The 26,893-nt window shown below is 68.6% G+C and carries 25 protein-coding genes; 11 read left to right on the top strand and 14 right to left on the bottom strand.

Features of this window, described 5'->3' with window-relative positions:
• Positions 1–49 precede the first annotated feature (49 nt).
• Positions 50–1,213 (top strand): acyl-CoA dehydrogenase family protein, encoded by a 1,164-nt coding sequence (locus AWQ71_RS08760; RefSeq protein WP_281195731.1) that lies wholly within the window; start codon positions 50–52, stop codon positions 1,211–1,213.
• A 202-nt stretch (positions 1,214–1,415) separates the two neighbouring features.
• Here AWQ71_RS08760 and AWQ71_RS08755 read toward each other — a convergent pair whose 3' ends face one another.
• Positions 1,416–1,856: a DUF1801 domain-containing protein gene (locus AWQ71_RS08755; protein ID WP_067129479.1), complete on the bottom strand. Its 441-nt coding sequence runs from the start codon at positions 1,854–1,856 to the stop codon at positions 1,416–1,418.
• A 211-nt stretch (positions 1,857–2,067) separates the two neighbouring features.
• Here AWQ71_RS08755 and AWQ71_RS42575 point away from each other — a divergent pair, with 211 nt between their 5' ends.
• Positions 2,068–2,346: a transposase gene (locus AWQ71_RS42575; RefSeq protein WP_067129476.1), complete on the top strand. Its 279-nt coding sequence runs from the start codon at positions 2,068–2,070 to the stop codon at positions 2,344–2,346.
• 281 nt (positions 2,347–2,627) lie between these two features.
• Here the strand turns inward: AWQ71_RS42575 and AWQ71_RS08745 are convergent, their stop codons facing one another.
• The 8 genes from AWQ71_RS08745 to AWQ71_RS08715 all read right to left on the bottom strand — a co-directional run bounded on the left by AWQ71_RS08745 (position 2,628) and on the right by AWQ71_RS08715 (position 9,713).
• The gene (locus AWQ71_RS08745; RefSeq protein WP_067129474.1) at positions 2,628–2,963 is read right to left on the bottom strand and encodes a hypothetical protein; all 336 of its coding nucleotides are present in this window, start codon (positions 2,961–2,963) and stop codon (positions 2,628–2,630) included.
• Positions 2,964–3,353: 390 nt separating this feature from the next.
• Complete coding sequence (locus tag AWQ71_RS08740) at positions 3,354–4,622, bottom strand: FAD-dependent monooxygenase (protein ID WP_067129472.1); 1,269 nt, start codon at positions 4,620–4,622, stop codon at positions 3,354–3,356.
• Between the two features lie 667 nt (positions 4,623–5,289).
• Entirely contained in the window at positions 5,290–5,421 is a 132-nt protein-coding gene (locus tag AWQ71_RS44325; RefSeq protein ID WP_281195726.1) for a hypothetical protein, read from the bottom strand.
• A gap of 137 nt (positions 5,422–5,558) precedes the next feature.
• Positions 5,559–6,017 carry a hypothetical protein gene (locus tag AWQ71_RS08735; protein WP_067129470.1) on the bottom strand — a complete coding sequence of 153 codons (459 nt, stop codon included), beginning with the start codon at positions 6,015–6,017 and terminating at the stop codon, positions 5,559–5,561.
• Positions 6,018–6,417: 400 nt separating this feature from the next.
• Positions 6,418–6,768, bottom strand: coding sequence for a hypothetical protein (locus AWQ71_RS08730; protein ID WP_157570251.1), 351 nt, complete (start codon positions 6,766–6,768; stop codon positions 6,418–6,420).
• 244 nt (positions 6,769–7,012) lie between these two features.
• Positions 7,013–7,561 (bottom strand): SHOCT domain-containing protein, encoded by a 549-nt coding sequence (locus tag AWQ71_RS43685; protein WP_067129467.1) that lies wholly within the window; start codon positions 7,559–7,561, stop codon positions 7,013–7,015.
• A 465-nt stretch (positions 7,562–8,026) separates the two neighbouring features.
• Positions 8,027–8,851 (bottom strand): ribosomal RNA small subunit methyltransferase A, encoded by an 825-nt coding sequence (locus AWQ71_RS08720; protein ID WP_084258711.1) that lies wholly within the window; start codon positions 8,849–8,851, stop codon positions 8,027–8,029.
• 205 nt (positions 8,852–9,056) lie between these two features.
• Positions 9,057–9,713 (bottom strand): TetR/AcrR family transcriptional regulator, encoded by a 657-nt coding sequence (locus AWQ71_RS08715; protein WP_067129465.1) that lies wholly within the window; start codon positions 9,711–9,713, stop codon positions 9,057–9,059.
• A gap of 335 nt (positions 9,714–10,048) precedes the next feature.
• Between AWQ71_RS08715 and AWQ71_RS43000 the strand changes: the two genes are divergently transcribed.
• Together AWQ71_RS43000 and AWQ71_RS08705 are read left to right on the top strand one after the other, a co-directional pair.
• Positions 10,049–10,507, top strand: a complete 459-nt coding sequence (locus AWQ71_RS43000) for a hypothetical protein (RefSeq protein WP_174550689.1) — start codon at positions 10,049–10,051, stop codon at positions 10,505–10,507.
• Entirely contained in the window at positions 10,504–10,992 is a 489-nt protein-coding gene (locus AWQ71_RS08705; RefSeq protein WP_067130376.1) for a nitroreductase family deazaflavin-dependent oxidoreductase, read from the top strand. The genes AWQ71_RS43000 and AWQ71_RS08705 overlap by 4 nt, the downstream gene beginning before the upstream one ends.
• A gap of 22 nt (positions 10,993–11,014) precedes the next feature.
• Here the strand turns inward: AWQ71_RS08705 and AWQ71_RS43210 are convergent, their stop codons facing one another.
• Positions 11,015–11,482: a hypothetical protein gene (locus AWQ71_RS43210; RefSeq protein WP_067129463.1), complete on the bottom strand. Its 468-nt coding sequence runs from the start codon at positions 11,480–11,482 to the stop codon at positions 11,015–11,017.
• A gap of 896 nt (positions 11,483–12,378) precedes the next feature.
• Here AWQ71_RS43210 and AWQ71_RS08695 point away from each other — a divergent pair.
• From AWQ71_RS08695 to AWQ71_RS08680, 4 genes are all read left to right on the top strand, one after another.
• Entirely contained in the window at positions 12,379–14,505 is a 2,127-nt protein-coding gene (locus AWQ71_RS08695) for a prolyl oligopeptidase family serine peptidase (RefSeq protein WP_067129453.1), read from the top strand.
• Positions 14,506–14,670: 165 nt separating this feature from the next.
• Positions 14,671–15,450, top strand: coding sequence for a methylenetetrahydrofolate reductase (locus tag AWQ71_RS08690; RefSeq protein ID WP_067129451.1), 780 nt, complete (start codon positions 14,671–14,673; stop codon positions 15,448–15,450).
• A gap of 319 nt (positions 15,451–15,769) precedes the next feature.
• Positions 15,770–17,191 carry a DUF2079 domain-containing protein gene (locus AWQ71_RS08685; protein WP_169806528.1) on the top strand — a complete coding sequence of 474 codons (1,422 nt, stop codon included), beginning with the start codon at positions 15,770–15,772 and terminating at the stop codon, positions 17,189–17,191.
• Positions 17,192–17,336: 145 nt separating this feature from the next.
• Positions 17,337–17,861, top strand: a complete 525-nt coding sequence (locus AWQ71_RS08680) for a hypothetical protein (RefSeq protein WP_067129449.1) — start codon at positions 17,337–17,339, stop codon at positions 17,859–17,861.
• On the opposite strand, the gene atpB is transcribed toward AWQ71_RS08680, so the two are convergent.
• The gene (gene atpB / locus AWQ71_RS08675) at positions 17,841–18,629 is read right to left on the bottom strand and encodes a F0F1 ATP synthase subunit A (protein WP_369407192.1); all 789 of its coding nucleotides are present in this window, start codon (positions 18,627–18,629) and stop codon (positions 17,841–17,843) included. The two genes, AWQ71_RS08680 and atpB, sit on opposite strands and share 21 nt — an antisense overlap.
• A gap of 88 nt (positions 18,630–18,717) precedes the next feature.
• Between atpB and AWQ71_RS08670 the strand changes: the two genes are divergently transcribed.
• Positions 18,718–19,434: a TetR/AcrR family transcriptional regulator gene (locus AWQ71_RS08670; protein ID WP_067129445.1), complete on the top strand. Its 717-nt coding sequence runs from the start codon at positions 18,718–18,720 to the stop codon at positions 19,432–19,434.
• Positions 19,435–19,733: 299 nt separating this feature from the next.
• Complete coding sequence (locus AWQ71_RS08665) at positions 19,734–20,936, top strand: MFS transporter (protein WP_067129443.1); 1,203 nt, start codon at positions 19,734–19,736, stop codon at positions 20,934–20,936.
• A 17-nt stretch (positions 20,937–20,953) separates the two neighbouring features.
• Here the strand turns inward: AWQ71_RS08665 and AWQ71_RS08660 are convergent, their stop codons facing one another.
• Positions 20,954–22,441: an LCP family protein gene (locus AWQ71_RS08660; RefSeq protein WP_067129441.1), complete on the bottom strand. Its 1,488-nt coding sequence runs from the start codon at positions 22,439–22,441 to the stop codon at positions 20,954–20,956.
• Positions 22,442–22,501: 60 nt separating this feature from the next.
• On the opposite strand from AWQ71_RS08660, the gene AWQ71_RS08655 reads away from it, so the two are divergent.
• A complete protein-coding gene (locus AWQ71_RS08655; protein ID WP_084258709.1) occupies positions 22,502–23,560 on the top strand; it encodes a glycosyltransferase family 2 protein in 1,059 nt (352 codons plus the stop codon).
• A gap of 53 nt (positions 23,561–23,613) precedes the next feature.
• Here the strand turns inward: AWQ71_RS08655 and AWQ71_RS08650 are convergent, their stop codons facing one another.
• Positions 23,614–25,380: a CDP-glycerol glycerophosphotransferase family protein gene (locus AWQ71_RS08650; protein ID WP_067129438.1), complete on the bottom strand. Its 1,767-nt coding sequence runs from the start codon at positions 25,378–25,380 to the stop codon at positions 23,614–23,616.
• A gap of 18 nt (positions 25,381–25,398) precedes the next feature.
• Positions 25,399–26,805, bottom strand: a complete 1,407-nt coding sequence (locus AWQ71_RS08645; protein WP_067129435.1) for a bifunctional cytidylyltransferase/SDR family oxidoreductase — start codon at positions 26,803–26,805, stop codon at positions 25,399–25,401.
• Positions 26,806–26,893: the final 88 nt, after the last annotated feature.

Below are 26,893 nucleotides of genomic sequence, written 5' to 3'. Positions count from 1 at the left end.
ACTCAGTGTCCTATAGTGATGCACAAAATGCCATAAAGGAGGATAAGCCGTGGACGCGGAGTCGTACCAGCCGTCCGAGGAGCACCAGATGCTCCGCGAAGCCGTCCGTGCCCTCTCGGATGAGAAGATCGCGCCGCGCGCCGCGGAGGCGGACGAGAACGAGGAGTTCTCCTGGGAGGTCTACAAGGACCTCGTCGCCTCCGACTTCCACGCCGTACACATTCCGGAGGAGTACGGCGGGGCCGGAGCGGACGCGCTCGCCGCCGTGATCGTGATCGAGGAGGTGGCCCGCGCCTGCGCCTCGTCCTCGCTCATCCCCGCCGTCAACAAGCTGGGCACCGTCCCGCTGCTGCTGTCCGCGTCCGAGGAGATCAAGCAGCATTACCTGCCGCCGGTCGCCCGCGGCGAGGCGATGTTCTCGTACGCGCTGAGCGAGCCCGAGGCGGGCTCCGACGCCGCGTCGATGAAGACCCGGGCCGTGAAGGACGGCGACCACTACGTGCTCAACGGCACCAAGATGTGGATCACCAACGCCGGGGTGTCGGAGTACTACACCGTCATGGCGGTGACCGACCCGTCCGCCGGGGCGCGCGGCATCTCCGCGTTCGTGGTGGAGAAGTCCGACGAGGGGGTCTCCTTCGGGGCGAAGGAGAAGAAGCTCGGCATCAAGGGGTCGCCCACCCGGCAGGTCATCCTGGAGAACGTGCGCATCCCCGAGTGGCGCATGGTCGGCGACCCGGGCACCGGCTTCAAGACCGCGCTGGCCACCCTCGACCACACCCGCGTCACGATCGCCGCCCAGGCGCTCGGCATCGCGCAGGGCGCCCTCGACTACGCCATCGGGTACGTCAAGGAGCGCAAGCAGTTCGGCAAGCCGATCGCCGAGTTCCAGGGCCTGCAGTTCATGATCGCGGACATGGCGATGAAGCTGGAGGCCGCCAGGCAGCTCACCTACGCCGCCGCCGCGAAGTCCGAGGCCGCCATGCGCGGCGCCACGGTGAAGGACCTGACGTTCTTCTCCAGCGCGGCCAAGTGCGCCGCCTCCGACGCCGCCATGGAGATCACCACCGACGCCGTCCAGCTTCTCGGCGGGTACGGCTACACGCGGGAGTACCCGGTCGAGCGCATGATGCGCGACGCGAAGATCACCCAGATCTACGAGGGAACCAACCAGATCCAGCGCCTGGTCATGGCCCGCCAGCTCCTCAAGTAGCCCTTGACGTACGGAAACCCCGCTTCCCATTCTCGGGAGGCGGGGTTTCCTGTACAGGGCCTCTAAACGATCACTGTTCCGTCCCCGTTCCGTCAGAGACCGCACGCGGCCGGAACAGCCGGTCGTCGATGGCCTTGCGGGCGCGGTCGTGGGAGCCGGACATCATGTGGGGGCGCAACGTTTTATGGGCTCCCCGTTATCGTCAGCGTTGGCTGGCCCGGTCGACGCCCTTATGCACCCGCACCGTGCGGTCGATGAGCTCGCGCAGCACGCTCTCGTCGACCTCGTCGAGCCGTTTCAGGTAGAGGCATCCCTTTCCGGTTTTGTGTGGACCGAGCCGGGCGAGCACCGATGCGTGCCGCTCCTCGAACCCGCCCACCAGGTAGACGACGAGCTGCTGCTTGCGCGGCGAGAAGGCAGCCAGAGGCCAGTCGCCCGTGCGCCCGCTCTCGTAGGTGTAGCGGTAGCTGCCGAAGCCGACGATGCTCGGGCCCCACATCACCGCGGGCTCGCCGGTCACCTCGCGCAGAATCGTGCAGAGGCGCTCCGCGTCGGCCCGCCGGCGTTCGTCGGGGACTGCGGCCAGGAAGTCGTCGACGCTGGCGTCCGTCGGGACCGTCACCGGCTGCTTCGATGTCGCCATGAAGTCATGCTCCCACGTCAGACGACAACGTTCGTGGGGCGCAACCCGCTCGCGGTGGCCCGCTACCGCGACCGCTACTCGATGGCTCGCAAGAAGTCCGACGCGGCCGCGCACCGGCAGCTTCCCGCCGACTCCGAACAGGTCCAGGCTCGGCCGTCAAGCGCTGGCCCTACTGCATCACTTCAACGCCGCCATCGCCAGCTGCGATGAGTTGGCCGCCGCGACAGCCGAGGCATTCGAGCAGCACCCGGACGCGAAGATCATCGCAAGCTTCCCCGGGCTGGGCGCCATGCTCGGTGCCCGCCTGCTGGGCGAACTCGGCGATGACCGTGCCCGGTTTCCCGATGCCCGCGCTCTGAAGTGCTACGCCGGCAGCGCCCCCGTGACCCGCGCTTCAGGCAAGAGCAACGCCGTCTTCAACCGGCGAGCCAGGAACCAGCGCCTGGCCTCACTCGGCTACCAATGGGCGTTCTGCCTCCTGACCACCTGACCAGGCGCGCTCACCCATTACCGGCGCCGACGAGAACACGGTGACCGCCACGCCGCGGCGCAACGCAACCTGTCCAACCGCATGCTCGGCATCGTCCACCACTGCCTGACCACTGGCCAGACCTACGACGAGGCGACCGCATTCCCCCAGGCTGAGAAACCCCAGCACGGGCACTCAAGCGCACCCCGATTCCGCCAGCATCCGCCAGATATGGTCACCTCGTGACATGGCTAAGCCGACAAGATTGCAGGGGGCTCCGCCCCCTGCACTCCCGGCCTGAGCTACGGCTGCTGAGGTGAGACCTCTTCACGGGTGAGTTCCACCCGGTGAGCGGAGCCGAAGTGGTGCGGTGCCCATCCCTCGTTGGTTGCTCTACGGATGCACTGCGCGACGAGGGCGGGGCGAACGCTCGCCGATTGTTCGAGGATCCAGTTGTCGGGCCTGGCATGGGGGAGTGTGACGAGGAGGACGCTGCCCGGCTTCTCCGCGAGTTCGACGGCGAAGGTCATGCGGGTCCAGCCGTTTCCTTGGCAGTAGGTGGGCTTGTTGCGGACGCGCCAGCGGTACGCCACATCACTCACAGTGATGGGCCGAGAGCCCTTCTTGGGGAGCGTCACCGGACACCTCTTGATCTTGGTCTGTTCCGTGGGAGAGCCGAAATCTACGGCAACCGATAAAAGGTCCCGGAAAGCGTACCCCCAGGTCAGCGGTAAGATCCAGCGGCTATCGCAGGTGGTCCAGGAGTGCATCGGAGAACACCCAGGTCTACGAGGGCACCAACCAGATCCAGCGCCTGGTCATGGCCCGCCAGCCCCTCAAGTGGTCCTTGACGTGCGGAAACCCCGCTTCCCGTATTCGGGAGGCGGGGTTTCCTGTGTCCGTGGCTCCGGCCAGCCGCTTCCGGGCGCGGGTGTCCAGTTCGCCCTGGCGGAGTCCGCAGGACGCCGCGACGATCGGGATCAGGCGGAAGAGATCAGGGTGTGGTCGCGGTTTCGTCCCGGGGCGGGTCAGCGCGGGATCATCTCGTCCGGGTGTCCCGGTGTGTTTGGTTCGTGTGGTCCGGGGTCCGGCCGGCGTCCGCGGTTGCGTAGCGACCTGAACTGCTCGGTCACCTGGTCGAGCCGGTAGTAAAACTGATCGGCCGCCTGGCCGAGCCGGTAGTACAGCCGTGGTGGGACGTGTGGGAGGAGCGGGGAGCGCCGCTGGCCGAGCAGTTCGAACAGTTGCTCCGGTGGAAGGCCGACGTAGCGCGGGAGGTCCTCGTACCATCGGGCGCTATAGCGGGCCGCTCTCAGGGAGGGGCGGATTGCGGCTTGGCGTTCCCGGTCGTAGCGGGCGAGGGCGGTCTGGAGTTGCGTCTCCCCGTGTAGTGCGTTGGCCAGGAAGGCGGCGTCTTCCAGTGCGAGGGCGGTGCCGGCGCCGATGGAGTAATGGGTGGTGTGCGCGGCGTCTCCGAGCAGGACGAGGTTGTCGTGGTACCACGTCCGGTTGGTCAGGGTGCGGAAGTTCAGCCAGTATGTGCCGTCTTCGGTGTTCGCCTGGGCGATCAGTGGGTGTCCGCCCAGGGTGTCGGCGAAGAGTTTCTCCAGGAGGGCCAGGCTGTCGGCTTTGTTCGCCTGGTCGAGTCCGAGTCCTTTCCAGGTGGTGGGGGAGCATTCGATGACGCAGGTGCTGTGGTCCTTGCTGAATCCGTAGCCGTAGCACCAGATCCAGCCGTGCGCGGTCTCCACGAAGGTGAAGGTGAAGGAGTGGAAGACCTTGGTGGTGCCGAGCCAGGCGTAGACGTTGCGTCCGACCGTGATCTCGGAGCCGAAGCGGTCGGTGTGGCGTTCGCGCAGCAGGCTGTTGACGCCGTCGCCGGCGACGACGAGGTCGGCGTCGGCGAGTTCGTCCTGGTTGGTGATCTCGTGTTCGAACTCGATGTGCACGCCGAGGGAGCGGGCGCGTTCGGTGAGGATGTCGAGCAGTTGATGCCGGCCGATGCCGAAGCCTTCGCCCCAGTCTTCCCCTGCCACCGTCGCCACCGTGGCGCCGTCGTGGACGTGCATCTCCCAGCTGTTCCAGTGGGCTGAGTTCTCCTCGATGGTGCGTGCGGATTCGGGGTCGGCGCCGTGGAGGTAGTTGAGTAGTCCGTCCCAGTAGGTCACGCCCCAGCCGTATGTCGAACCGGCTCGGTTCCGCTCGTGGACGGTGATGTCGTGGGATGGATCCACCCGTTTCATCAGGATCGAGAAGTACAGGCTGGCGGGTCCGCCGCCGACGCAGGCGATCTTCACAATAACCCCCGTTGCTACTCATAGTAATCAAGTAGCATCATAGAGTAGCAGGCGATGATGTCTGCCCAGGTCATCAAGCCAGGCGCCGAGCCGCCAGAGCGCGTGCGCGTCCTGGCGGTCGCGGAACTCCGGCACGAGCGGCTCGTCCGGCCCGATGTGTTCCGGGAAGATCCGGACCTCCCGTACGGAGTTCGGCGCCGGGCCGAAACGCTTCGCCCGACAGTGGTACGGCTCCCGCCCCGGTGGGGGGCGGGAGCCGTACTCCGTTCAGGGCGCCGCGATCAGTTCACGCTGATCTCGGTTCTGTCAGGGGAGGTGTCGCGCCGAGGTCTCACCGGCCGTCGATTCCGATCACGCACGCGGCGGCGAGGTAGGCGGCGAGAGCGCCTGGTCATGGCACGCCAGCTCCTGCAGTAACCCCTGACATGCGAAAACCCCGCTTCCCTTCTGTGGGGAGCGGGGCTCGTCGTCTCTGGATTCCACCGCTGAACGATCACTGTTCCGCCCCTGTTCCGTGAGAGCGCATGCGGGCGGAACGGACCCTCGTCGACGGCTCTCCAGGGGCGGTCGCCGGCAGCATGATGCCTGAGTGTGGCATGGCCGCGCGGCCTGGCGACTGTGCCCTTGTCGGTAACGATCAGGTACTGAGCGTGGTCGTGGGGCGCGATCAGCGCGGCAAGTCTCCGACAGCGTCGGCGTAGTAGGTGGACTCCTCGACGTGGAAGGCGATCTGCCGGATGGTCCAGCCCCGGCCGGGCGAGTGGTCCAGGTCATGCGGGGTGAGTGAACCCAACCGCACGGCGGCCGTCTACAGCTGCTGTTCAGTGCGGCGTGAAGGCGATCCACAGGCCGTCTGCCTCGCCCTACGGATCAGATGCCAGACTCCTGATGCCTGAACCTACAGTGAGGCCGACCCGAGGGCTGCCCAGGTCAGGACTATCCGGAAGAAAGCGCGAGGAAGGCGCAGAGCAGAAGGAAGAGGGCCAAAGCCAGGCTGCGCCGCCGCCACGACAGGCGCGGCGCGCTCACCAGGGCGGCCAGTGGGTAGGCGAACAATCCGGCGACCACGCTGATCGGCACGTCGGCGAGCTCCCAGATTGGCACCAGGAAGAAGGGCGCCAGCACGGCGACGGACCACGCCGGGCGCACGCGAAGGAGGTGCAGCAGCGGCCACGCGAGCGCGACCGCCACCCAGTTCCCCACCGTCCACGCATCGGCCAGCTGGCCGACACAGCCGAAGTGGCCGCAGTGGGAGGTGTCGGACAAGGCGGCTACGAGCAACAGCCAGCCGAACTGGACGAAGGGCAGGATGAGGCCGGCGAGCCCGGCGGCGACCAACCGCTCGGAAAGCCGCCCTTCGGCGGTGGGTGAGGTACTCGCGTTGCACGTGTCCACACCGTAAATATCTGATCCGGCCGTATCGCGATGCACACGCATTTATCACGATTCGTGTGGGGTGCAGCAGGTGATACGCCGCGGACCGAGATACGGATCAGTTTTGGCGCCCTGCCGTGTGCTCAGCGCGTACAGCAGAGAAGTACCGCAACGAGGTCTTACACGATCACACCCTGCCACTCGGAAACTGCTCCGTTTGCAAGCAGGAAGTCAGGGAGTGTCCCACCGGCCGGGGCACGGGGCTTTCCCCGGAACGTGGACACCCGGTTTCATGCAGCCGGTTCGGTTGCCCTAGCAAGCCGATCTTCGTAGACGGCCTGAGGTGGGTTCTCGGTCGCCGAGCGCCTTTGCCGGTTGTTGTACCAGGCGATCCGGAGGAAGATCTCGGTCACGAGTGGTCTCATTCCTCGTCGCGGCCATGCAGGTAGTCCTCGAAGGTGGGGTGTCGATCCCTTTGGCACCACAACTCGATTGCGGCCACCAGCACAATTGTGGCCACCAGTGCGACAGGGACCATTGCGAGCCTGAGCGCCCAGCGGCCCAGTCGACGGACCACCCGGAGCAGTTCCTTGAGCGACTGCCAAGGGTGGCTCAGGACTATGAAGGTCAACATCAAGGCCAGGCCGCCGAGGCCGATCCCCGAGAAGTCGTCGGGGTCGTCTCGTCCCTTGTCCCTGGTCACGGTGCGGAACTGAAGGTGAAAGGCAGGAGCTCGATGCTGCGGACCAATGGAATCCTCCCAAGTCAGCATGGACATCAGGGTCGCAATCGAGCCGTGATCGTGAGCGTACAGCGGATATCGCAGGTGGCCCAGGAGCGCATCGGAGAACACCCAGGTCTACGAGGGCACCAACCGGATCCAGCGCCCGGTCATGGCCCGCCAGCTCCTCAAGTGGTCCTTGACGTGCGGAAACCCCGCTTCCCGTATTCGGGAGGCGGGGTTTTCTGTGTCCGGGCAGGACTTTCTCCCGCCGCGCGCCGCGACGGGTGGCGGATCAGATCCGGGCGAGCAGTTCGGCCTTCTTCTCCGCGAACTCCGCGTCGGTGATCACACCCTGGTCGCGGAGCTCCCCCAGCTTCCGCAAAGCCTCGAACACATCGTCCTCTCCGGAGACGGGAGCCCCGGCCGGAGCCGGGGCCGGAGAGGCGGCGGATCGCGCGCCGGCCAGGCGGTGCTGAATCGCATCGGCGAGGCGGGCTCCGTCGTCGTTGTGGATGTTCTCGATCTTGGCCTTGTCGCCGGAGGAGGTCACGGTCAGTGTGCCGTGCGACGAGCCCGGATCCCATTGCACCGTAGAGATCATCCCCACCATGAAGTCCTCAGCGACCTTCGCCACCAAACCGTCCTTGACGAACAGCAGTCGCCGGTCGGTGAGAACGACAAGCCCGATGCCGGGGCCGAAGGCACCGCCCGCCATCTGCTCGACGGCCTCACCCTCAAGGAGGTAGTCGACCAGATGGCGGATCTCGCGCCTGGACCCGAACTTGCTGGACATACGGTCGGCCGCGGCCTGGATGTCAGGCCTGTGTGCTCCCTCGGCCATGCTCTCCTCCGTCTCATCCTGCTCAAGGCTCCGGTTTCGGCGCCCGCCCTCCGCCGGGGACCGGCTTCGAGGAGTCTGATGACCATCTTCGGCGAGAACGGGCCTTACGCCAAGATCCCTGGACAGTGGGGACCTTCGTGATGTCGGTCGTGATGTTCCGTTCGCTGGTGCTCAGGCTGGTCGGGATCGCGCTCAACCTGCTGTCCGCAGCCGGGCGTTCGGCCTGCTGGTGGTGTTCTTCCAGCACGGCCTGGCGTCGGTGCTGTTCGGCTTCGACCCGAGGCCACGAGCGCGATCGGGTCCCGGGTGCCGCTGTTCCTCTTCGTGATCCTTTTCGGGTTGTCCTGACCAGCGCCGCCGTCGTGATGGTGACCGTGTTCGCCGCCTTCGTGTCCCGCGCCCGGAGGAGTCACGACGCGCGTGTGAACCATCCGGGCACGGGGCGGACGACGTGGTGGACCGAGCCTAAAGATCGTGATGAATCTCCCGGTAGATGGTGATCCACTGGTCCGGGTGGACGTGGCCGACCGCCGTGTCGCGCTCCACGCCCGCCCGGGCCAGTGCGTCGTCCGCGCCCTGGTGGCGGGTCTTGAGCGAGGCGCTCAGGGAGCCGCCGACCCCGGTGAAACCGAGCTCCACCAGCTCCCGCCAGGTCCCGCCGGCATCGATCAGCGGCTCCGGTCGCCGCTCGATGCGCAGGATGCCCGAGTCGGCCGGGGGCGCCGGCCGGAAGCTCTCCCGGCCGACCCGGCCGAGCAACTCCCAGTGGAACCACGGCCAGCTCTCGACCGTGACCAGGCTCCACAGACCGAGGTCGCCCGAGTGCTCGCGGGCGTACGCCAACTGGGTGAGCAGGGTCGCCGAGGTCATCGCCGGGGCCCGGAGACACCAGTCGACGATCTGCGACGTGATCGAGTACGGGGTGTTGCCGACCACCGCGAACGGTTCCTGCGGCGGCGTGGCGGCGGTGAGGTCGCCCTTGACGATCTTCAGCCCCGTCCTGGCCCTGAGCTTGGCGGCCAGCAGCGGGTCGTTCTCGTAGCCGACGACCTCGACGCCCGCCATCGTGGCCAGGGCGGTCGTCAGCGCACCTTCGCCGGCGCCGGGTTCGAGGACGAGCCCGTGCGGTCGCGCCGCCTCGATCATCAGGTCGATGGCATGGGTGTCGGCCAGGAGGTTCTGGGAAAGCGTGCGCCGCGCCCTGTCTCTGGGGGTGCGTCCGCCGCCGCCGCTGTTCCTGGCCTTCTTCTGAGTGTGGGAATAGTTACCGTGTGCGAAGTTCTGCGCCACAGCTGCAGCCCTTTCGGGTCCTCGAGACGAATGGGATCTCGAAGGGCCCTGGGCGCGCTCTTGCGGACGCGCTAAGAAGTCACCGCGTCCGCTAGCGAGCCAGAGCCCGGCCGCTGCGGATACGGATGAAGACGAAGGACGTGCGATGCATGCCGCCGACCTTACGAAGGCGTCGTGGCCGCTCGCAACGCATTTAACGCGCCGCCTACGCTCTGGCCGCGCCCTCGGCGATGCCGGCCAGGACCGTTGCCAGCATCCGCTCGAACTCAGGCTCACCACCGAAGCCCGCTTGCAGGGGAGCCAGGGCGGCCATCGTCGGATACAGGGCCGGATCGAACGCCGGTTGGGCCGCGCCCGTCGCGGGGCCACCGGCCTCGCCGGGATCCGTGCTCAAGGTGGCGAGCAGATACCCGTTGAGGAAGCCGAAGAGAACCAGGGGAGCGTCCGCGATCGCCTGGTCGGTGATCCCGGCGCGGCGCATGGCCGTGGTGAGCCGCTCAAGCGCCTCGAACGCCACCGCTGAGGTCTGCGCTCGGGTCGCCAGCAGCGGGAAGATCCGGGGATGGCGTATCGCCATGTCCCGGTATCCGCGGGCCATGGTGCGCGCGATGTCCATCCAGTCGTCCGGCCACTGCGCGGCGGTGGCCGAGACCTCGGCCAGGACGGCTTCGGAGACGGCGTCCAGCAGTGCGGCCTTGCCCTTGATGTGGTTGTAGATCGACATCGGGTCGACGCCGAGTTCGGATGCCAGGCGCCGCACCCCGAATGACTCCAGCCCCTGGCGATCGACAAGGTCCACCGCCGCGACGGCGATCCGCTCGCGGCTCAGCCCGGCCGGTTTGCCCTGTCCGCGTTTCGTCACTCGCCGTCCTCTCGCTCCTTGCTCAACCTACACCGTAGGCCTATATTCTACGCCGTAGGTAATACTTACGGTGTAGGTAGTAGGGCCTCGGTGCGTTGCCCCGGAAAACCGTCGCGACCTGTGTGGATCAGCTGGTGCTGTCAGCTCGGCCACGACTCGCTGCCCGGCCGGATGGCGTACCGAGAAGGCCGAGGAAGGGACAGACGAACCGCCGTTACGAATCGACCCGCAGGTGGATCGGCAACGCCCACCACCACGGCCCGCGCGGCGGCGTGACCACCTGATTCCGCCAGTTGCGCACGGCATGTGCGGCTTACTTTGAAGGAGACAGATCGATGACCAGGACACGTCGTAAGCAATCAGCCGTCGGCGCGATGTACGCGGGCCTCGGGCTCACCGTCGTCGCGACGATCGTCCCGTGGATCGACCGTGCCACCGGCGGCGTGCTGGCCGGTCACATCCGGGCCGGCTATCCCACCTTCCCGCAGGACCGCGTCGACACCGCCGTCATGACATGGCTTGTCTGCCTGTCAGTTGTCGGAGCGCTCGGCATCAGCTGCTGGTTCTTCGCCATCTGGGCGGTCGGGGCGGGCAAGCGGTGGGCCCGCAGCGTCGCGACCCTCGTGTTCGCGCTCGGCTTGAGCGTCGGCCTGTTCACCCTGCTCGTGCGGGACAGCTCCGGAGACACGGGCCTGCCGCCGCTGCTCGGCTGGGTCGGGATGGTGCCGAGCCTGGCCGGACTCCTGGCGGTCGCGCTGCTGTGGAGGAGAGCGCGACCGGCGTCGCAGGCATGATCATTCAGTCGCTGGCCGGGTACTTCGGTGCGCTCAAGCGCAAGCTGTACGAAGGCAGCCGGCCGGGGGCGTTCATGCGGGCGTGGAACCGCGTCGACGCACGGCTGTACGCATCGGGAGTCTTCTCCCCGCGAAACGCGGTCACCTTGGAGGTGGTCGGGAGGAACACCGGCCGGCCGACATCGCTGCCGGTCGCCGTCGCGGAACATGACGGGGAGCGCTTCCTGGTGTCGATGCTCGGACCGGACGCGAACTGGGTGCGCAACGTCCGCGCCGCGGGTGGCCACGCCATCCTGCGTCGGCGTGGCCGCGAGGAGGTCACTCTGGAAGAGATTCCGGTGGAGCAACGAGCTCCTGTGCTCCGTCGCTATCTCGCCGTCGCCCCCGGCGCGCGGCCCCACATCCCCGTAGACCGGCGGGCGCCGCTGTCGGAGTTCGAGGCGATCGCGCACCGGTACCCGGTCTTCCGGATCCGCGGCCGGTGATCCTCAAATAGGGGCTCTCTATCTATGGAGCAGAAGACGCCTGGCCGGCGTCTTCTGTGTCGCGGCTCCAGATCTCGGTGCAACGAGGGAGGTCTTCGATGCTTCCGCCTTCAGGGATCATGCCCCAGAGGAAGGGGATCAGGTACTGAGGCGGTTCGCCCAGAAGCATGGCCAGTTCGTCCTCGGTGACGGTGAGGGCGAATGCCGAGCCCGGTTGCCCGGGGTTCCACCCCTGTTCGACGGCTCGCCGGACGCATCCGGCGACGAGGGCGGGGCGAACCGCGATCGTCCGTTCTCCGAGCGAGTTGTCCGGCCGGGCGCAGGGAAGTGACGCGACGAGAACACGCCCCGGATCCTCGGCCCGCTCAACGGCGAGAGTGAGGGGATTCCCGGCGTTGCCCTGGGGGCGGGTGGCCTTACGCCGGACGCGCCAACGGAAGGTGGTGCCGTCGACGCTGATGGGGCGTGAGCCCTTCTTGGGTATCGCCATGGAGCGCCTCCACGCTTCTGCTCTGTTTCGTCGCTGTTCCGGGGGAGTACCGAAATCAGCGAGAAGTGATGCGAGACGTCCGCAAGGTTAACCACTGCTCATTTCAATGATCGAGCTATTTTTCGGTGGCTGCCTGATCTCACGTCGGAGATCACCCAGGTCTACGAGGGCGCCGGCCGGATCCAGCGCATGGTCACGGTCCGCCGGCCTACGAGAGCGGCTGCACCGGGGGCCGTGTCCGAGGTGGTGCCACCGGATGGTGTCCGCGTCGAAGGGGCGGGGGACCGCGTACGAGCTCTTCGGTGTGAACGAAGCGTCCTCTCGCTGCGGGGATGTCGCCGAGGGCGGTGGAGGAGCGGGCCGCGGAAGCCGCTCCGCGTTGTCAAGGGGGCTCGCGATGACCTCGGTGACCCGTTGATTGCTCTCGGCCTCACGATATGAGGACTCCGTCAGTCCTGGGATCTATCTCGAAAGGCTCCGAGTAACTTTTGCGTGAGATCGATCTTCACGGGGCATTCCTGTATGCGTTTTTCCTTTGCGGGGAATCTTGGCGGGGAGATAGTCGATATGCCGGTCGGTTTTCGGCTCGAACGGGCCGAGAATCCGGGTGCGCCGGCGCTCGTTGTCGGGGGTGATGCCGCCTTTCTTGATCCAGGCGTGGAGATATAGTTATGGAATCGCTCACTCCGGGCGAATCGCCGAATCCGGGAGGCTTACATGAGCGGATACCTGCCCTATGCAGCGAACGCTCCGGCTAGTCGCGTTGGTGGTGCACGCGGCTGGCAGGCCGACATTCTCCGCGGTCAGTCATAGCCGCTGAGCGAATCGAGGTACTGCGGTGCGTGCCGGCCGCAGTACCTCGACCTATATAGCGGGGCGACGCATTGGGGGCGTTTATGGCGCGATTGTTTTACCCTGCCGCCCGGCGCGGCGATGTGGTGGAGGATCTGTTCGGATTCCCGGTTTCCGATCCGTACCGGTGGCTGGAAGACGGCGATGACGCGCACGTGCGGGATTGGGCCGCGGCGCAGGACCGACTGTTCCGGACGCACAGCACCGGATGGCCGGAGACGCGATCGTGGGCGTCCTTGCTGGATCAGGTGTCATCCTTCGGCGTGTCCGAGCCTCCGATGGCGCGTGGCCCGGTCATGTTCCTTGCCGAGCAGCTCCGCGGGGATGAGCAACGGCGCCTGCTCGTCGTCGACGCCGAGGGGAACAGGCGGATGCTGGTCGATCCGGCGGCGATCGATCCGTCCGGCCATAGCGGGCTGTATGCCTGGTGGCCGTCGCGCGAGGGTGAACGCGTGGCCGTCCAGATGGAGGTCGCCGAGCAGCCCGGCAGCGACATCACGGTGCTGGACGTGCGTACCGGGGAGACGGTGGACGGGCCGTTGCCGCGCGCCCGCAACACCTCGCTCGCCTGGCTGCCGGGAGGGGACGCGTTCTACTACGTCAGCCGGGTTCCTGACGAGGAACTGGCCCCCGGCGACATGCGTCTGCAGCGGCGGGTGCGGCTGCACCGGATCGGTACGCCCTGGCAGAGCGACGCGGTGGTGTTCGGCGGAGAGGACGCCCCGGACCACTATTACGGACTCACGGTCAGCGCCGACGGCCGCAATCTGGCGATCACCGCGGTGGTCGGGACCGCTTCACCCAACGACGTGTACGTCGCCGAGCTCATCGATCCGGAAGCCCCGCGTTTCGTCAGGATCGTGGACGGACACGCCACAGGCGCCCGGGTTCTTCCGCGCTTCCTCGCGGACGGCGATCTGCTGCTGGTCACCGACTACCAGGCCCCATGTGGCCGCATCTGTACGGCGCGCCTGCACGACACGGACCCGGCCGCTTGGCGCACGCTGGTCGCCGAAGATCCGCAGGCCCCCTTGGACGAGTGCCTGGTCCTGGACGACCCGGCACTTCCACGGCCTCTCCTCCTGGTGGCACGCGCCCGCCACGGCACCTCCACCCTGACCCTGCACGACCTGGACACCGGCCGGCTGCTCACCGGCCTGCCCCTTCCCGGCGCGGGCGTCGTGTCCTCCCTGCGGGCAAACGTCCCGCACGGACGTCACGCGTGGTTCAGCTACTGCGACGTGGCCACCCCTCCCACCATCTATCGCTACGACGCGATCAGCGGGACGACCGAACAGGAAACCGGCGCCACAACAGCCGGACGTACCGCAGAGATCCGCAGCCGCAGCGTTCGCTATCCCGCCGCCGACGGCACCGAGATCACGCTGTTCCTGTTCACCCCGGCTGATGAACGTGAGGGCCCGCGCCCCACCCTTCTTTACGGCTACGGCAGCTTCGGCATGCCGATGCGCCCATGGTTCTTCCCTCTGGCAGCCGCATGGGTCGGCGCCGGCGGCACGTACGCGGTCGCCTGCGTACGCGGAGGCGGCGAAGAAGGCCAACACTGGCACGACGCCGGCCGTGGACCGTACAAACACCGCGCGATCAGCGACTTCAACGACGCCGCGACCTGGCTCATCGACACCGGTCGAACCACTCGCGACCAACTGGCGATCTACGGCCAGTCCGGCGGCGGACTCCTGGTCACCGCCGCGGCCACGCAGCGACCCGACCTGTACGCCGCGGTCATCGCCGAAGGCCCGCTGTGCGACATGGTGCGCTACGAAAAATTCGGCCTGGGATGCACATGGACGGACGAATTCGGTAGCGCCTCCCGGCCCGAAGAACTCCAATGGCTACTCACATACTCCCCGTACCACAACGTCACGCCCGGAGTGCCCTATCCCGCATTCCTTCTCACCGGCGCGGTAACCGATCTGCAGACCGGGGAAGCCCACGTCACCAAAATGTGCGCGGCCCTCCAGTACGCCACCAGCAGCGACCGGCCGATCCTCATGCGCCGAGAACCCGATACCGCCCACGCCGCCTCTCCCGCGAGCAAGGAACGCGCCATGACCGCGGACATCCTGGCCTTCGCCGGAAAATACACCGGTCTGTCGCCGGAAGAACCACGCATGCGCGTTCACGAGACCGCCGCCGAATCACGCTGAGTGACTCCTGAAATCAGGCGGCGCGCGAAAGCCGGCGCGATTGATCCACGATGGCCCTGAGCCTGCCGGTTTCTGGGGCGGCGGTCTGCGGGCCGAACGGCCGGCCCGGCGCGAGTTCGCCGAAACGCCCGGCCTGAAGATCACGATTTCCGTAGGTTTGGCGGCATGACTGATCGCCCCTTCGAGCTCGTCTGCGAGATCGAGCCGCCGACCCGTCCCGACCTCACGCGTGTCCGCCACCAGATCGGCACCCTCAGCCAGATCGCCGGTTCCTTCCTGATCCCGGACAACCACATCGGCCGGGCCACGGTGTCCAGCGTCGCCGTCGCCCACGAGGTCCAGGCGATGGGCGGGAGGAGCATCGCCTGCCTCAACTCGCGCGACCGCAACCTGCTGGGCTTCCGCCGGGACCTGCTCACCGCGGCGGCCTACGGGGTCGACCAGTTCCTCTTCGTGTACGGCGACAAGCCCACGACGGGCAACCGGACCAGCGACCTCACCGTCCGATCCATGATCGACGAGGTTCGTTCGCTCAGTGAGGACCCGGCCTTCGCGGGCTGCCCCGCCTTCCGGGTCGGCACCGCCGCGGGGCTGCGCCCCCTGCCCGCCTGGAAGCGCGCGGCCGACTTCGTGTTCGCCCAGGTCAGCTTCTCTCTGGAGGCGCTGCTGCGCTGGCGTGAGGCCAACCCGGTCGACGTGCCGGTCTACGCCGGGGTGATGGTCATCGCCAGCGAGAACCACGCCCGCCGGTTGTCCGCCGCGATCCCGGACATCGACATCCCCGCCGAGCTGGTGGAGCGCGTGGCGGGGGACCGGCTCGCCGGGGTCGAGGCCGCCTGTGAGCAGGTGCTGCGCATCCGCGATTCGGGCGCCTTCGACGGCGTGCACCTGATCTCCGTGGCCCGCTATCGCGAGGTGGAAGCCCGGCTGTCCGGAGCGCTCTGAGACTCTCCTGCCGTGGTGCGGTGCGGGCCCCCGGTCGACCCGCTGGTGGCGAACGGGGCGCAGGCCAACGGACGCTTCCCTCGGCAGGACGGTGACCGTGGCGTGCGAAACCTTGTCTCGGGTTTTTCATGGACATAATGCGTGACTGTGGTGTTATGTCGGATTTTCTGGAGGAGTAAACCCGGCAAAACGCGCAGAATGTCGTTTCTTTCCACTTTTGCGGATCGTCGGTGGCGGAGAGCAAGATCATGACATGCTCGACCTCATGCTCTCGGGTCGATCTCGCGCATTCTTCCGCCACCGGTACGCGGTGGGAGTTGTGGCGGTAGTCGCCTTCCTCGCGTATTCGCTGCTCGGGCTGGTCAAGTTTTTCACGTTCCGGACCGGGATTTATGACCTGGTCATATTCGACCAGGGTGTACGTGGGTACGCGGGGTTCGGGCCGCCTCTCTCGACCGTGAAGGGAAACTGGGAGCAGCTCGGCTCGGCGTTCTCGCTGCTGGGCGACCATTTCTCGCCGATTCTCGCGGTGCTGGCCCCGCTCTACTGGATCCACAATGGCCCGGAGACGCTCATCGTGGCGCAGGCCGCCCTGCTGGCCTTGGCCGTGGTGCCCTTCTGGGTTTACGCGCGGCGCGCTCTAGGCGTGACCTCCGCATATCTGCTGGCGATCGCCTACGTCATTTCCTGGCCGGTCGCCGAGACGGTGAACTTCCATTTCCACGAATACGCGTTCGTGCCGCTGCTCACCGCGATCCTGTTCGAGCGACTGCAGGCCGGGCGCCGATGGCACGTTCTGGCCGCGGCGACGGCCCTGCTCCTGGTCAAGGAAGACCTGGCGCTCCTCGTCGCCGGACTCGGGCTGGGCCTTCTCTTCCTGCGCGAGTGGCGGCGTACGGGCGTAGCGATGGTTCTCGGTGGGGCGGGATTCTTCTGGCTGGCCGGCTACGTCCTCGTCCCGGCCTTCGGCGGAGATCCGCGCCGTTACTGGTACTACAGCGGATGGGGCGACGACGTCGGCGAGGCGGTCGTCCACATCATGACCCGGCCGCAGGAGGTCCTGCACGTTCTCGCCACCCCCGGAACGAAGCCGGTGACGCTGCTCCTGCTCTTCGCTCCCTTGCTCTTCCTTCCGCTGCTGTCGCCGTACGTGCTGCCGGCGGCGGTCCTGCTCGCCGAACGGATGCTCGCCACGGACCCGGGGGCCGCCGGCTGGTGGGGGACGCGCTATCACTACAACGCGGCGGTCGTGATGGCTCTCTTCTGCGCCGCGGTGGACGGCGGCGCACGCTTGCGCCGCATGGTGAAGGGACGGCGACTCCGGCACGTGGTCTGGCCCTGGACGGCCGTCGTCGCCGTCGCGGCGGTCGGGATCGTGCCGTTCTTCGCGTTGGGCAATCTGTTCTCACCGAGCTGGTACCGCACGGGGCCGCGATTCGCCGCGGCGCAGGAGGCCATCCGGCGGATTCCGGACGGTGTCCTCGTGGAGGCGGCGAGCGCGCTCGGGCCGAATATGTCCGCGCGGGCCGCGGTCGTCGCCTGGGCCGCGAAAACTGCCCTACGGCCCGAGCGTGCCCCGTGGATACTGGCTGATCTCAACGACAAGCAGCCCCATTTCGATTCGGTCCAGGACCAGGCTGCCGACGTTCAACTATTACGGCGGCGCGGATATCGCGAGGTCTTCTCGCGGGACCGCTACGTGGTGCTGTGCGACCCGTCGGCCGCGGAGCGGTGTGGATGATGAAAGGCCGGTCGAAATCGGCGCGGCGGGCGCGCTGGGCCGTCCTCTGGTGTCGCCACGACGTTGAGCGAACGGAGACAGCATGAAAAGGATCAGCGACGCGGCGCGCGGCGAAATCCCTCCGAGAAGTGCCGGCCCTTTATCGATGCGCTGGGGAATCGCGCTGCTCCTGGCTGGTCTGGCGCTCGCCGGCGGCCTCGCCGTCGCCGGGGTCCGCGCGGCGGTCGTCGACGCGTCCGGCTGCACTGTCGAGGAGCAGCGGCTGGCCGCGGCCCTCGCGTCTCTGCCCGCCCTCGGCCTCCACCCGCCGGGGGCACGAGCGGTGAAGCGCCCCTACTCCGGGTGCGACGGCGACGACAGGATTCCCTATGCCGTGCAAGGTTTCCGCCACGGCCTGACGACGTCCCGCGCCGACGTGGCCTCCTTCTACGCGGACGCGGCACGGAACGGCGGCTGGAGCCCCGTACCCGCCTCGGACGACGAACCGGACGGGCGCTGCTTCGCGAAGCAGATTCAGGGGACCGCGGCGCAATTCTGCGTGCGCTACCCGGACGGCCGCGGGACCGTGACAGATCACCACGAGTACGAGATCGAGATCACTGCCGCCTATCAGGACGCCCGGGACGCCGTCCGCTGGCGGTCTCCCGCGTCAGTGCTCGGGATGGAGTGAGGCCCCGATGTACATCGCGGTGAGCAGGGTGAACAGGAACGCCTGCAGGAACTGGATGAACATCTCGAACGCCGTCATCGCGACCGCGACGGTCACGCTCAGGACCCCGACGGGCGCTCCCGCCAGGGACGGCTGCTCGTGCAGGAGCCAGAACCCGGCGGCGCTGAAGAACGCCAGCAGCAGGTGCCCGGCGAACATGTTGGCGAACAGTCGTACGGCGTGCGTGAACGGCGCGGTGACGAAGGTGTAGAGCAGTTCGAGCGGCGCGTAGAGCGTGAGGGCCAGCGCCTTGGGCAGGCCCGGCGGGAACATCAGGTTCTTGAGGTAGCCGGCCAGCCCCTGGTGCCGGATCCCCAGATAGATCTTGATCATGTACGCGATGAGCGTGAACACGATGGGGAACGCGATGTGGGCGTTCACCGGGAACTGGAGCCCCGGGACGACCCCGATGAAGTTCCAGAGCAGGATCAGGCAGAACATGCTGAGCAGCAGCGGCATCCAGCGCTCGGCGTCCTTGCCGAGAAACGGCCGGGCCACCTGGTCGCGCACGAAGAGGTAGACGAGCTCGCCCGCGTTCTGCATCCCGCGCGGCACGAGCGTCGGCCTGGCGAAGGCGGCCCAGGCGAGCGCGCACACCACCAGCGCCCCACCGATGGCCAGCACGACCGGCTTGGTCAGCCAATATGGCGCGCCCTCCCACAGCGGGGGGAAGTCGAAAAGCTCCATGCCGGGGGCGCGGAACACATCGTCTGCCAGGGGAATCGTCACGGGAGCTCTCCACGAAACCGGGTACAGCGTACTCAATTATGTTTCGACCATACTTAACCCGGTACGGCGTACGCAATAGGGGGAGACGATGGCGCGCGAGAACCTGTGGATGCGTCCCGAGCGGCCGGCCCGGGGCCCGCAGCCGAACTACAGCCGGGCCGCGCTCACCGAGGCGGCGGTCCGCGTCGCGGACGCCGAGGGCCTGGAGGCCATATCGATGCGCAGGCTCGCCACCGAGATCGGCGCGGGGACCATGTCGCTCTACCGCTACGTCTCGGGCAAGGACGACGTGATCGAGCTGATGGTCGACGCCGTCGTCGCGCAGTACCTCCCGGAGGGCACCGTCCTCAGCGGCGACTGGAAGGCCGATCTCGGCGCGCTGGCCCGGCGGGCGCGGCTGACCATGCTGCGCCATCCGTGGCTGGCGCCTCTGGCCGCGAGCCGCCAGGGAGCGAGCCCCAACCGGCTGCGGCTCCTGGAGGCGTCCCTCCGCATGGTGGACGGCCTCGGCCTCGGCGTCGACGAGATGCTGACGCTCATCGGAGGGGTCTTCGCCTACGTCAACGGGTTCGTGCAGAGCGAGCTGGCCGAGGCCGAGGCGCTGCGCCGCACCGGCCTCGACCTGAGGGAGTGGACGGCCCTCCAGAAGCCGTACCTGATGTCCATCATCGCGAGCGGCGACCACCCCATGGTGACCAAGATGGCGACCGAAGGCGGGCGCGCGTACGGCGACGTCGAGGAGCGGTTCGAATACGGCCTCGAACGCCTGCTGGACGGCATCGAGGCCCGGCTGCCGGAACGTTGATCGGCGGCGCGATCGCGAGGGCGGCGGCCCGGACGGTCTGACGGTCTGACGGCCTGTCCTGATGTGGCCCGGACAGGCCGCCGGCTTAACGTGACGCGCCTCCGACGGCCCGGCGGTTTAACGTGATGCGGCCCGGACGGTCTGACGGTCTGACGGCCTGTCCTGATGTGGCCCGGACAGGCCGCCGGCTTAACGTGACGCGCCTCCGACGGCCCGGCGGTTTAACGTGATGCGGCCCGGACGGCCTGACGGTTAACGTGATGCGGCGATCATCGATCGATCACGTAGCGGGGGCGTAAGTGCGGAGAGACCGCGGGTTCACGATCTTCCTGATCGCGCAGACGCTCTCCGTGGCCGGAGACATGTTCACCGCCGTCGCGATCCCGCTGCTCGCCCTCAAGGCGACGGGCTCGGTGCTCCAGATGGGCCTGCTGACCGGCCTGTCCGGGGTCGCGTCGGTCATCACGGGGCTCTTCGCCGGGGTCGTGGCCGACCGCCTCGACCGCCGCACGGTGCTCATCGTCTGCGACGTCGCGCGCGCCGTCCTCTACGGGCTCATCCCGATCGTCTGGCTCTTCGCGCCGCAGGTGTGGCTGCTCTACGTGATCGTGCCCCTCGGCGCGGTCTTCGGCATGACGTTCCAGGTCACGTACGTGACGGTGGTGCCCGCGCTGGTCGATCCGGACCGGATCACCGAGGCCAACGGCCGCCTCTCCGCGTCGTACGCGGTGGCCGGCGTGGCGGGGCCGGTGCTGGCCGGGGTGGTCGCCGGGGCGTTCGGCCCCTCGATCGCAATCGGCGTGGACGCGGCGAGCTTCGCGGTCTCCGCGCTCGGGCTGTGCCTCGTACGGCCGAGGCCGCGCGGCGACCGCGGCCCCGCCCCGGCGATGAGCGGCCTCGCCGGTTTCCTGGACGGCGTGCGGTTCCTGTGGCGGCACCCGGTGCTGCGCTCGCTCACCGTGCTGCTGTCCTTCATCATCTTCGTCACGACCGGGCTGACCGACATCACCATCTACCACCTGAAAGAGGACCTGGGGCAGACGGACGCCGCCGTGGGGACGGTCCTCGCGGTCGCGTCGGCCGGGACGATCGCCGCGTCCGCGCTCGTCGGCCGCGCGCGCCGGAGGTTCGGCTTCGGCCCCTGCTGGATCGGCGCGCAAACCCTGGGCGGGGTCGCCGTCATCTCGCTGGGCATGGCGGGGCACGTCACGGTCGTCGCGGTGATGATGACGGCGTTCCTGTTCGCCACGACCATCGCCGGCATCTGCAGCATGTCGCTACGCCAGGAGGTCACCCCCGACCACCTGCTCGGACGGGTCACGTCCGCGTTCTGGACCGTCCACTACGCTCTCGGGCCGGTCGGCGCCGCCGTGCTCACCGCCGCCGCGGAAGGGTACGGCGCCTCCGCGGTCTACCTGGCGGCCGGGGCCGGATGCCTGCTGGTCGCCGGCGCCGCCGCCTTCACGCCCGTACGGCGGCGCTGGGCCCCCGAAGCGGCGTGACCCGGCCCGCGGCCGGGTCACTTCTTGCAGATGTTCTCCGTGGCCGTCTTGGCCGACGTCGCGGGCGTGGCGGTCTCCGACGGGGTGGCGGTCGGCTGCTCGGCGGCGACCTTCACCTTCTTGACGGTGTTGTGGGTCTGGCCGACGATCACCTCGACGCCCTGGACGTTCGCCTCTCGCAGCTCGGCGCCGGGGATCGCGGCGGCGACGGTGCGCGCCGAGTCCTCGCGGCCCTTGGCGTACCGGACGACGGTGGTGGTGGTGTCCCGCTTGGCGGTGTCGCCGGGCGGGGCGGGCACCATGAAGCCGGCCTCGACCAGCGCCGTCTTCGTTCTGGCGCCGAGCCCGGTGATCAGTGTGCCGTTCAGCACGCGGACCGAGATGCGCTGGGGCGGCACGGTGAGCGCCGGGGACGCGGACGCCGAGGGCGAGACCTTGGGCGAACTCTTGGGCGACGCCGTGGCGGTCGGGCCGGTGAGCGGCTGGTCGGAGTCGATGCGCTGGAACAGCTCACGCGCCGCCTTCTTGTCCCACAGGACGGCGGACTCCTTGGTCGGCGTCGTGAAGTTCACGTCGGAGAGGGGGACGGTCGCGAACGACACGTCGTCCGTCGAGACGTCCTTGAGCTGGCCGACCAGGCCCAAGACGTCCTTCTTGAGGGCGTCGTCGACGGTCAGCGTTTTGAGCGCCGAGTTGACCAGGCCGGTCAGTTTGGCGGGGTTGGTGAGCGTGCCGCCGCTCAGGGCCTTCTGCATGAGCGCCGAGATCACCTGCTGCTGGCGGTCGATCCGGTCCAGGTCGGAGCGCGCGGTGGCCCGGGTGCGCGCGTAGGCGAGCGCGTCCGCCCCGTTGAGGTCGTACGTGCCGGGCTGGAGGTCGAGCTTCGTCTTCGGGTCGTTGATCGGGACCGGCGTGCAGACGGTGACGCCGCCGAGGGACTCCACGACGTCGATGAAGCCGAGGATGTTGACCTCGACATAGTGGTTGATCTTGAGGCCGGTGGCCTCCTGCACAGTGCGCACCGCGAGCTTGGCCCCGCCGTACTGGTAGGCCGCGTTGATTTTGTGGGTGCCGTAGCCGGGGATCTCGGTCCAGCTGTCGCGGGGGAGGCTGACGACCGTGACCTTCGTGTGGTCCTCCGAGAGGTGGATGACCATCATCGTGTCGGTGCGCTGGCCCTCTTCACGGCCGAGGTGGAGCTGGTTCTGCTGCCGGCGGCTGAGGTCGTCGCGCTTGTCCAGGCCGACCAGGAGGATGTTCATCGCGCCCTGCGGCGCCGACGCCTGGGTGCCCGCGTCGACCGATTTGACCTGGCTGATGGCGTAGTTGGGGATCGCCCACAGCGCCCCGGAGCCGAGCAGAACCGCCGTCGAGAGCGAGCCGGAGACGATCAGTGAGCGAAGGCTGGTGCGGCCGCGCTTGGCCCGCCGCGCCGCGAGCCTGACCCCGCCGTTGCCGTCGCCCCCCACGCGAACGCCGGAGTCCTCCTCGTGGTCGCCACGCATCCCCGCGGTCACCTTTCGGTTGCCGTCTTCGCCCCCACGTACAGTAGCGTGAGCCAGGCCATGAAGCCCTTCCCCGACTCGCCACAAACGAGCCAGTCGCGCACGCGCCACTGGCCGCCGATTTCGGTGATCATGCCGGTGCTCAACGAGGAGCGGCACCTGGCTGAAGCCGTACGGCAGGTCCTCGCCCAGCAGTACGAGGGCCCCATCGAGGTCGTCCTCAGCGTCGGCCCATCGCACGACCGCACGCAGGAGGTCGCCGACGCGATCGCCGCGGCCGACCCTCGCGTCGTCGTCGTGCCGAACCCGACCGGCCGCACGCCCAACGCCCTCAACGCGGCCATCGCCGCGTCCCGCAATCCGATCATCGCCCGGGTGGACGGCCACGCCATGCTGCCGCCCGACTATCTGGCCACCGCCGTCGAGACTCTGGAGCAGACGGGCGCGGACAACGTCGGCGGCGTCATGGCCGCCGAGGGCGTCAGCCCGTTCGAGCAGGCCGTCGCCTGCGCGATGACCTCCAAGATCGGCGTCGGCAACGCCCGGTTCCACACCGGCGGCCAGGCCGGCCCCGCCGACACCGTCTACCTCGGCGTCTTCCGCCGGGAGGCGCTGGAGCGGGTCGGCGGCTACGACGAGCACTTCCAGCGCGCCCAGGACTGGGAGATGAACCACCGCATCCGCGAGACCGGCGGCCTGGTCTACTTCCAGCCGCGCATGCGGGTGTCCTACCGTCCCCGGCCGAACGTCCGAGCCCTGGCCAAGCAGTACTTCTACTACGGCCGGTGGCGGCGGGTGGTCTCCCGTACCCACCAGGGGACCATCAACCTGCGCTACCTCGCGCCGCCCGCGGCGGTGCTCGCGATGGCCCTCGGCCTCGTCGTGTCGCCGTTCTTCTGGCCCGGACTGCTCATCCCGGGGGCGTACATCGCGGCGATCCTGGCCGGCTCGGCGCTCACCGGGCGGGAGCTGTCCGGGGCGGCGCTGCTCCGGCTGCCGCTGGTCTACGCCACGATGCACGTCTCATGGGGCACCGGCTTCCTGACCAGCCCGCCGGGGCTCAGCAAGCCGCGTCCCGCCGTGCAGCGGATGCCCGTACAGGATCACTACAGCGAATAGCCGCGCGAGGGAGTGTCTGACACGACCCAGGCGGCGGGCGGTGGCCCGGACGGTCAGGCGACCTCGTCGCCCGCCGTCGCGAGGCTCCGGCCCGCCGCCGCGCCCGCTCTCGCGCGGGCGGCCATGACGGCCTCGTCGAACCGGGTGAGGGCGTCCGGATGGTCCGGCCCGAGCAGATAGCTCCTCAGCTCGTGCCTGGCCTCCGCCAGCACGTCCTCCCCTGGGCGGATCCGTGACACCACGCCGGGCAGCTCCGCGCAGTCCGGGCCGAGCAGGTAGGCCGCCGAGGCGGTCGGATACCGCTCCCGGAACTCGCGCTCCGGCAGCCCGGCGACGTTCGTCACCGCGTACGGCTTGCCGCTCGCCAGGAAGTCGGCGATGACGCTGGAGATGTCGCTGATCAGCAGGTCGGCCTGGTTGAAGCACTCGTACAGGTGCGGCTCGTCCCCGGTCACCACCAGGTGGGGCACGGTCGTGTCCCCGGCCATGGCGTCGCGCAGCGTCCGCATGATCGCGGCGTGCGCCCGGCGCGCGGGCGCGGAGCGGTGCCCGGTGAGCGGGTGCGGCTTGTAGATCACCCGTACCCCCAGGGCGAGCAGCCCGCGCACCAGCCTGGGCCCCATCGTGATCATCGACGTGTGGAACAGGTCGTCCGTCCATCCCTCCCATGTCGGGGCGTACAGGACGCTCGGGTACGGCAGGCCCGGACCGGTCCGCCGCACCCCGGCGAGCTGGGGACGGCCGACCTCGACGATCGCCTCGTCGCGGACGCCGACCCCGGCGCGGCGGTAGCGGTCCCGCCCGGCCGGACCGGCGACCCAGACCTCGTCGTACACCTTCGTGAAGGGGTTGAACGACGCCTCCTTGTCGCTGTCGCCGTGGCCGACGAAGACGCTGGTGACGCCGGGCACCCGCAGCATGTGGATGTTGTTGCCGACGTTGGACGCAAACAGGGCGACCCGCGCCGTGTCCAGGCCGCGGAAGTTCATCAGGTCGACCGCCGAGGGGACGCACAGCACGGGGAGCGTCGTCCGGCCCAGCGCGCCGAGCAGATCCCGCTCCCGCAGCACGACCAGCACCCGGCTGCGGATCCGCTCCAGCGCGCCCAGCCACATCGTCGCCTGGTACGCCGAGTCGGCCGGGCCGGAGAAGTAGAGCAGAACCTCGGGGCGGTACGCGCGGACCCGCTCGTCCACCGTCGCGACAACGTGCCGCCGGTCGGACAGCGGAGCGGCCCGCAGCACGTACACGGACAGCGCCAGCACGGCGGCGGTCTCCAGGACGAGCGCGCCCGCCACCCCGGCCGAGCCGAGCCAGTCGTTCCCGGTCAGCGCGCCGAACGCGGCGGTGCCGACGGGCAGCGCGTCCAGGTACAGCAGGCGGGCGCCGCGCCAGTTGACCAGCGTCTCAGGCGGCGCGGGCGGGGAGGAGACGTCGAGGTTCCTGGTGTCGACCGGCTTCAGGTTGTGGCACCGGTTCAGATAGGTGGCGAGACCGCTCTGCACGGCGCGCATCCAGTGGAACAGGAACAGCCCGCCCGCGAGGAGCGCGAACCACGGGGACTCCGCTCCCGCGGTCCTGGCGAGCAGCAGCACGGCCGCCATCTCGCGCATCATGAAGCGCAGCGTGGCCGGGAGCTGCAGCCGGCCGAGACGTTCCGCGGCGCCCGAAGGCAGGGCCGCCTCCGCGGCGTACGACAACGGCGCCAGGATCACGAAGACCCATGGAAGCGGATACAGCGCGGCCGCCGTCAGGGCCGGATATGACGCGAGCACCACCCAGCTGAGCAGCGCGTTTCTTCCCTTGAACGATCCCCCCATGCATCGCTGCGTACCCAGTCACCTGGTGAGCCGCACGTCGATGACGTGTCCGGTGAGGCGGGAGATGAGCACGTCGAGGCTGGTACGGGCGACCGCGGCCGAAGACAGCAGCGTTCCGGCGGGTTCGTCGCCGAACGCGCGCAACCGCATCGGTGTGGCGGTGCGCTCGGGATTGACGCAGTTGACCCGGACGCCCTGGTCCGCCCACTCGTCGGCGAGCGCCTGGGTGAGGTTGACGACCGCCGCCTTGGTCGAGGAGTAGAGGCTGTAGTCGGCCCGCCCCCGCGTGTACGACGACGAGGTGTACAGCAGGAGCTGGCCGCGCGTCTCCGCCAGGTACTTGAACGACGCGCGGGCGATGTTGACCGGGCCGAGGTAGTTGACGCCGATCGTCTCCTCGATGGTGGAGTGGTCGGCCTCGCCCAGCTTGCCCATGTGCAGGACCGCCGCCGTGTTGACCACGTAGTCGATGCGGCCCGTCTCGGCGTACGCGCGGGCGAGCGCGTCCTCGACCGCGGCGGCGTCCTGGACGCGCACGCCGTTCACGGTCCGGGAGAAGGGGTGGACCGTCGCGCCGTAGCCGCGGGCGAGCCGCACGATGTCGGCGCCGATGCCGTAACTGCCGCCGAAGACGACCAGGCATCTGCCGCGCAGCGCCTCGTGGTAGCCCTCCTCGGTGAGCGCGGGGGCGGTGCTCTCGGCGAGCTGGAACAGCTTGTCGGCGATGAACACGTCGACCGGGTGGGTGACCTTCATGTTGTGCTCGCTGCCCGGCACGATGTAGATCGGCACGTCGGGGAGGTAGCGCAGCACGACGCCGCAGTCGTCGGTCGCGGGCAGCTTCTCGAAGTCGGGGTCGGCGAAGGCCCGCTCGTACGCAGCCCGGATGACCGACAGCCGGAAGCACTGCGGGGTCTGGCCGCGGCGCAGCCGCGAGCGGTCGGGGATGTCGCGGATGATCTCGCCGCGCGGCCCCGGGGCGGACACGACGACGGTGTCGGACGACGGGATGGCCACGTCCACCGCCTCGTAGCGGGCGAGCGCGGTCACGCAGTCGCTGATGATGCGCGGCTCGACGAGCGGGCGGACCGCGTCGTGCAGCAGCACGTCGCACTCCTCGTCGCCGAGCGCCTGGAGCGCGCGCCACGTGGTCTCGGTGCGGGACGCGCCCCCTTCGAGGATCTTGGTGACCTTCGTGTACCCGTTCCGCTCGACCAGGGAGGCGACCTCGTCGGCGAAGCCGGGGGTCATCAGCACGACGATCTCGTCGATCTCCGGATGGCCGTCGAACACGCTGAGCGTGTGCTCCAGGATCGTCCTGCCGGCGATCTTGAGTAGCTGCTTCGGAGTGTTCAGCCCCACCCGCTGGCCGACCCCGCCGGCCAGCACGACTCCAACCGTACGCAGACGCGATTTCGCGATCATGATGCCTCCCCGGACTGACCATACCCGCAGGCCGTTCGCGAACCGCTGCCGAATGGCATTGCCACCCCGTGATCACTCAGTTACGTTG

This window comes from Microtetraspora malaysiensis (genome assembly GCF_001528665.1).
Lineage (GTDB): Bacteria > Actinomycetota > Actinomycetes > Streptosporangiales > Streptosporangiaceae > Microtetraspora_A > Microtetraspora_A malaysiensis.
Note: the sequence above shows the minus strand (reverse complement) of the source record. Positions and strands in the feature narration are given on the sequence as shown.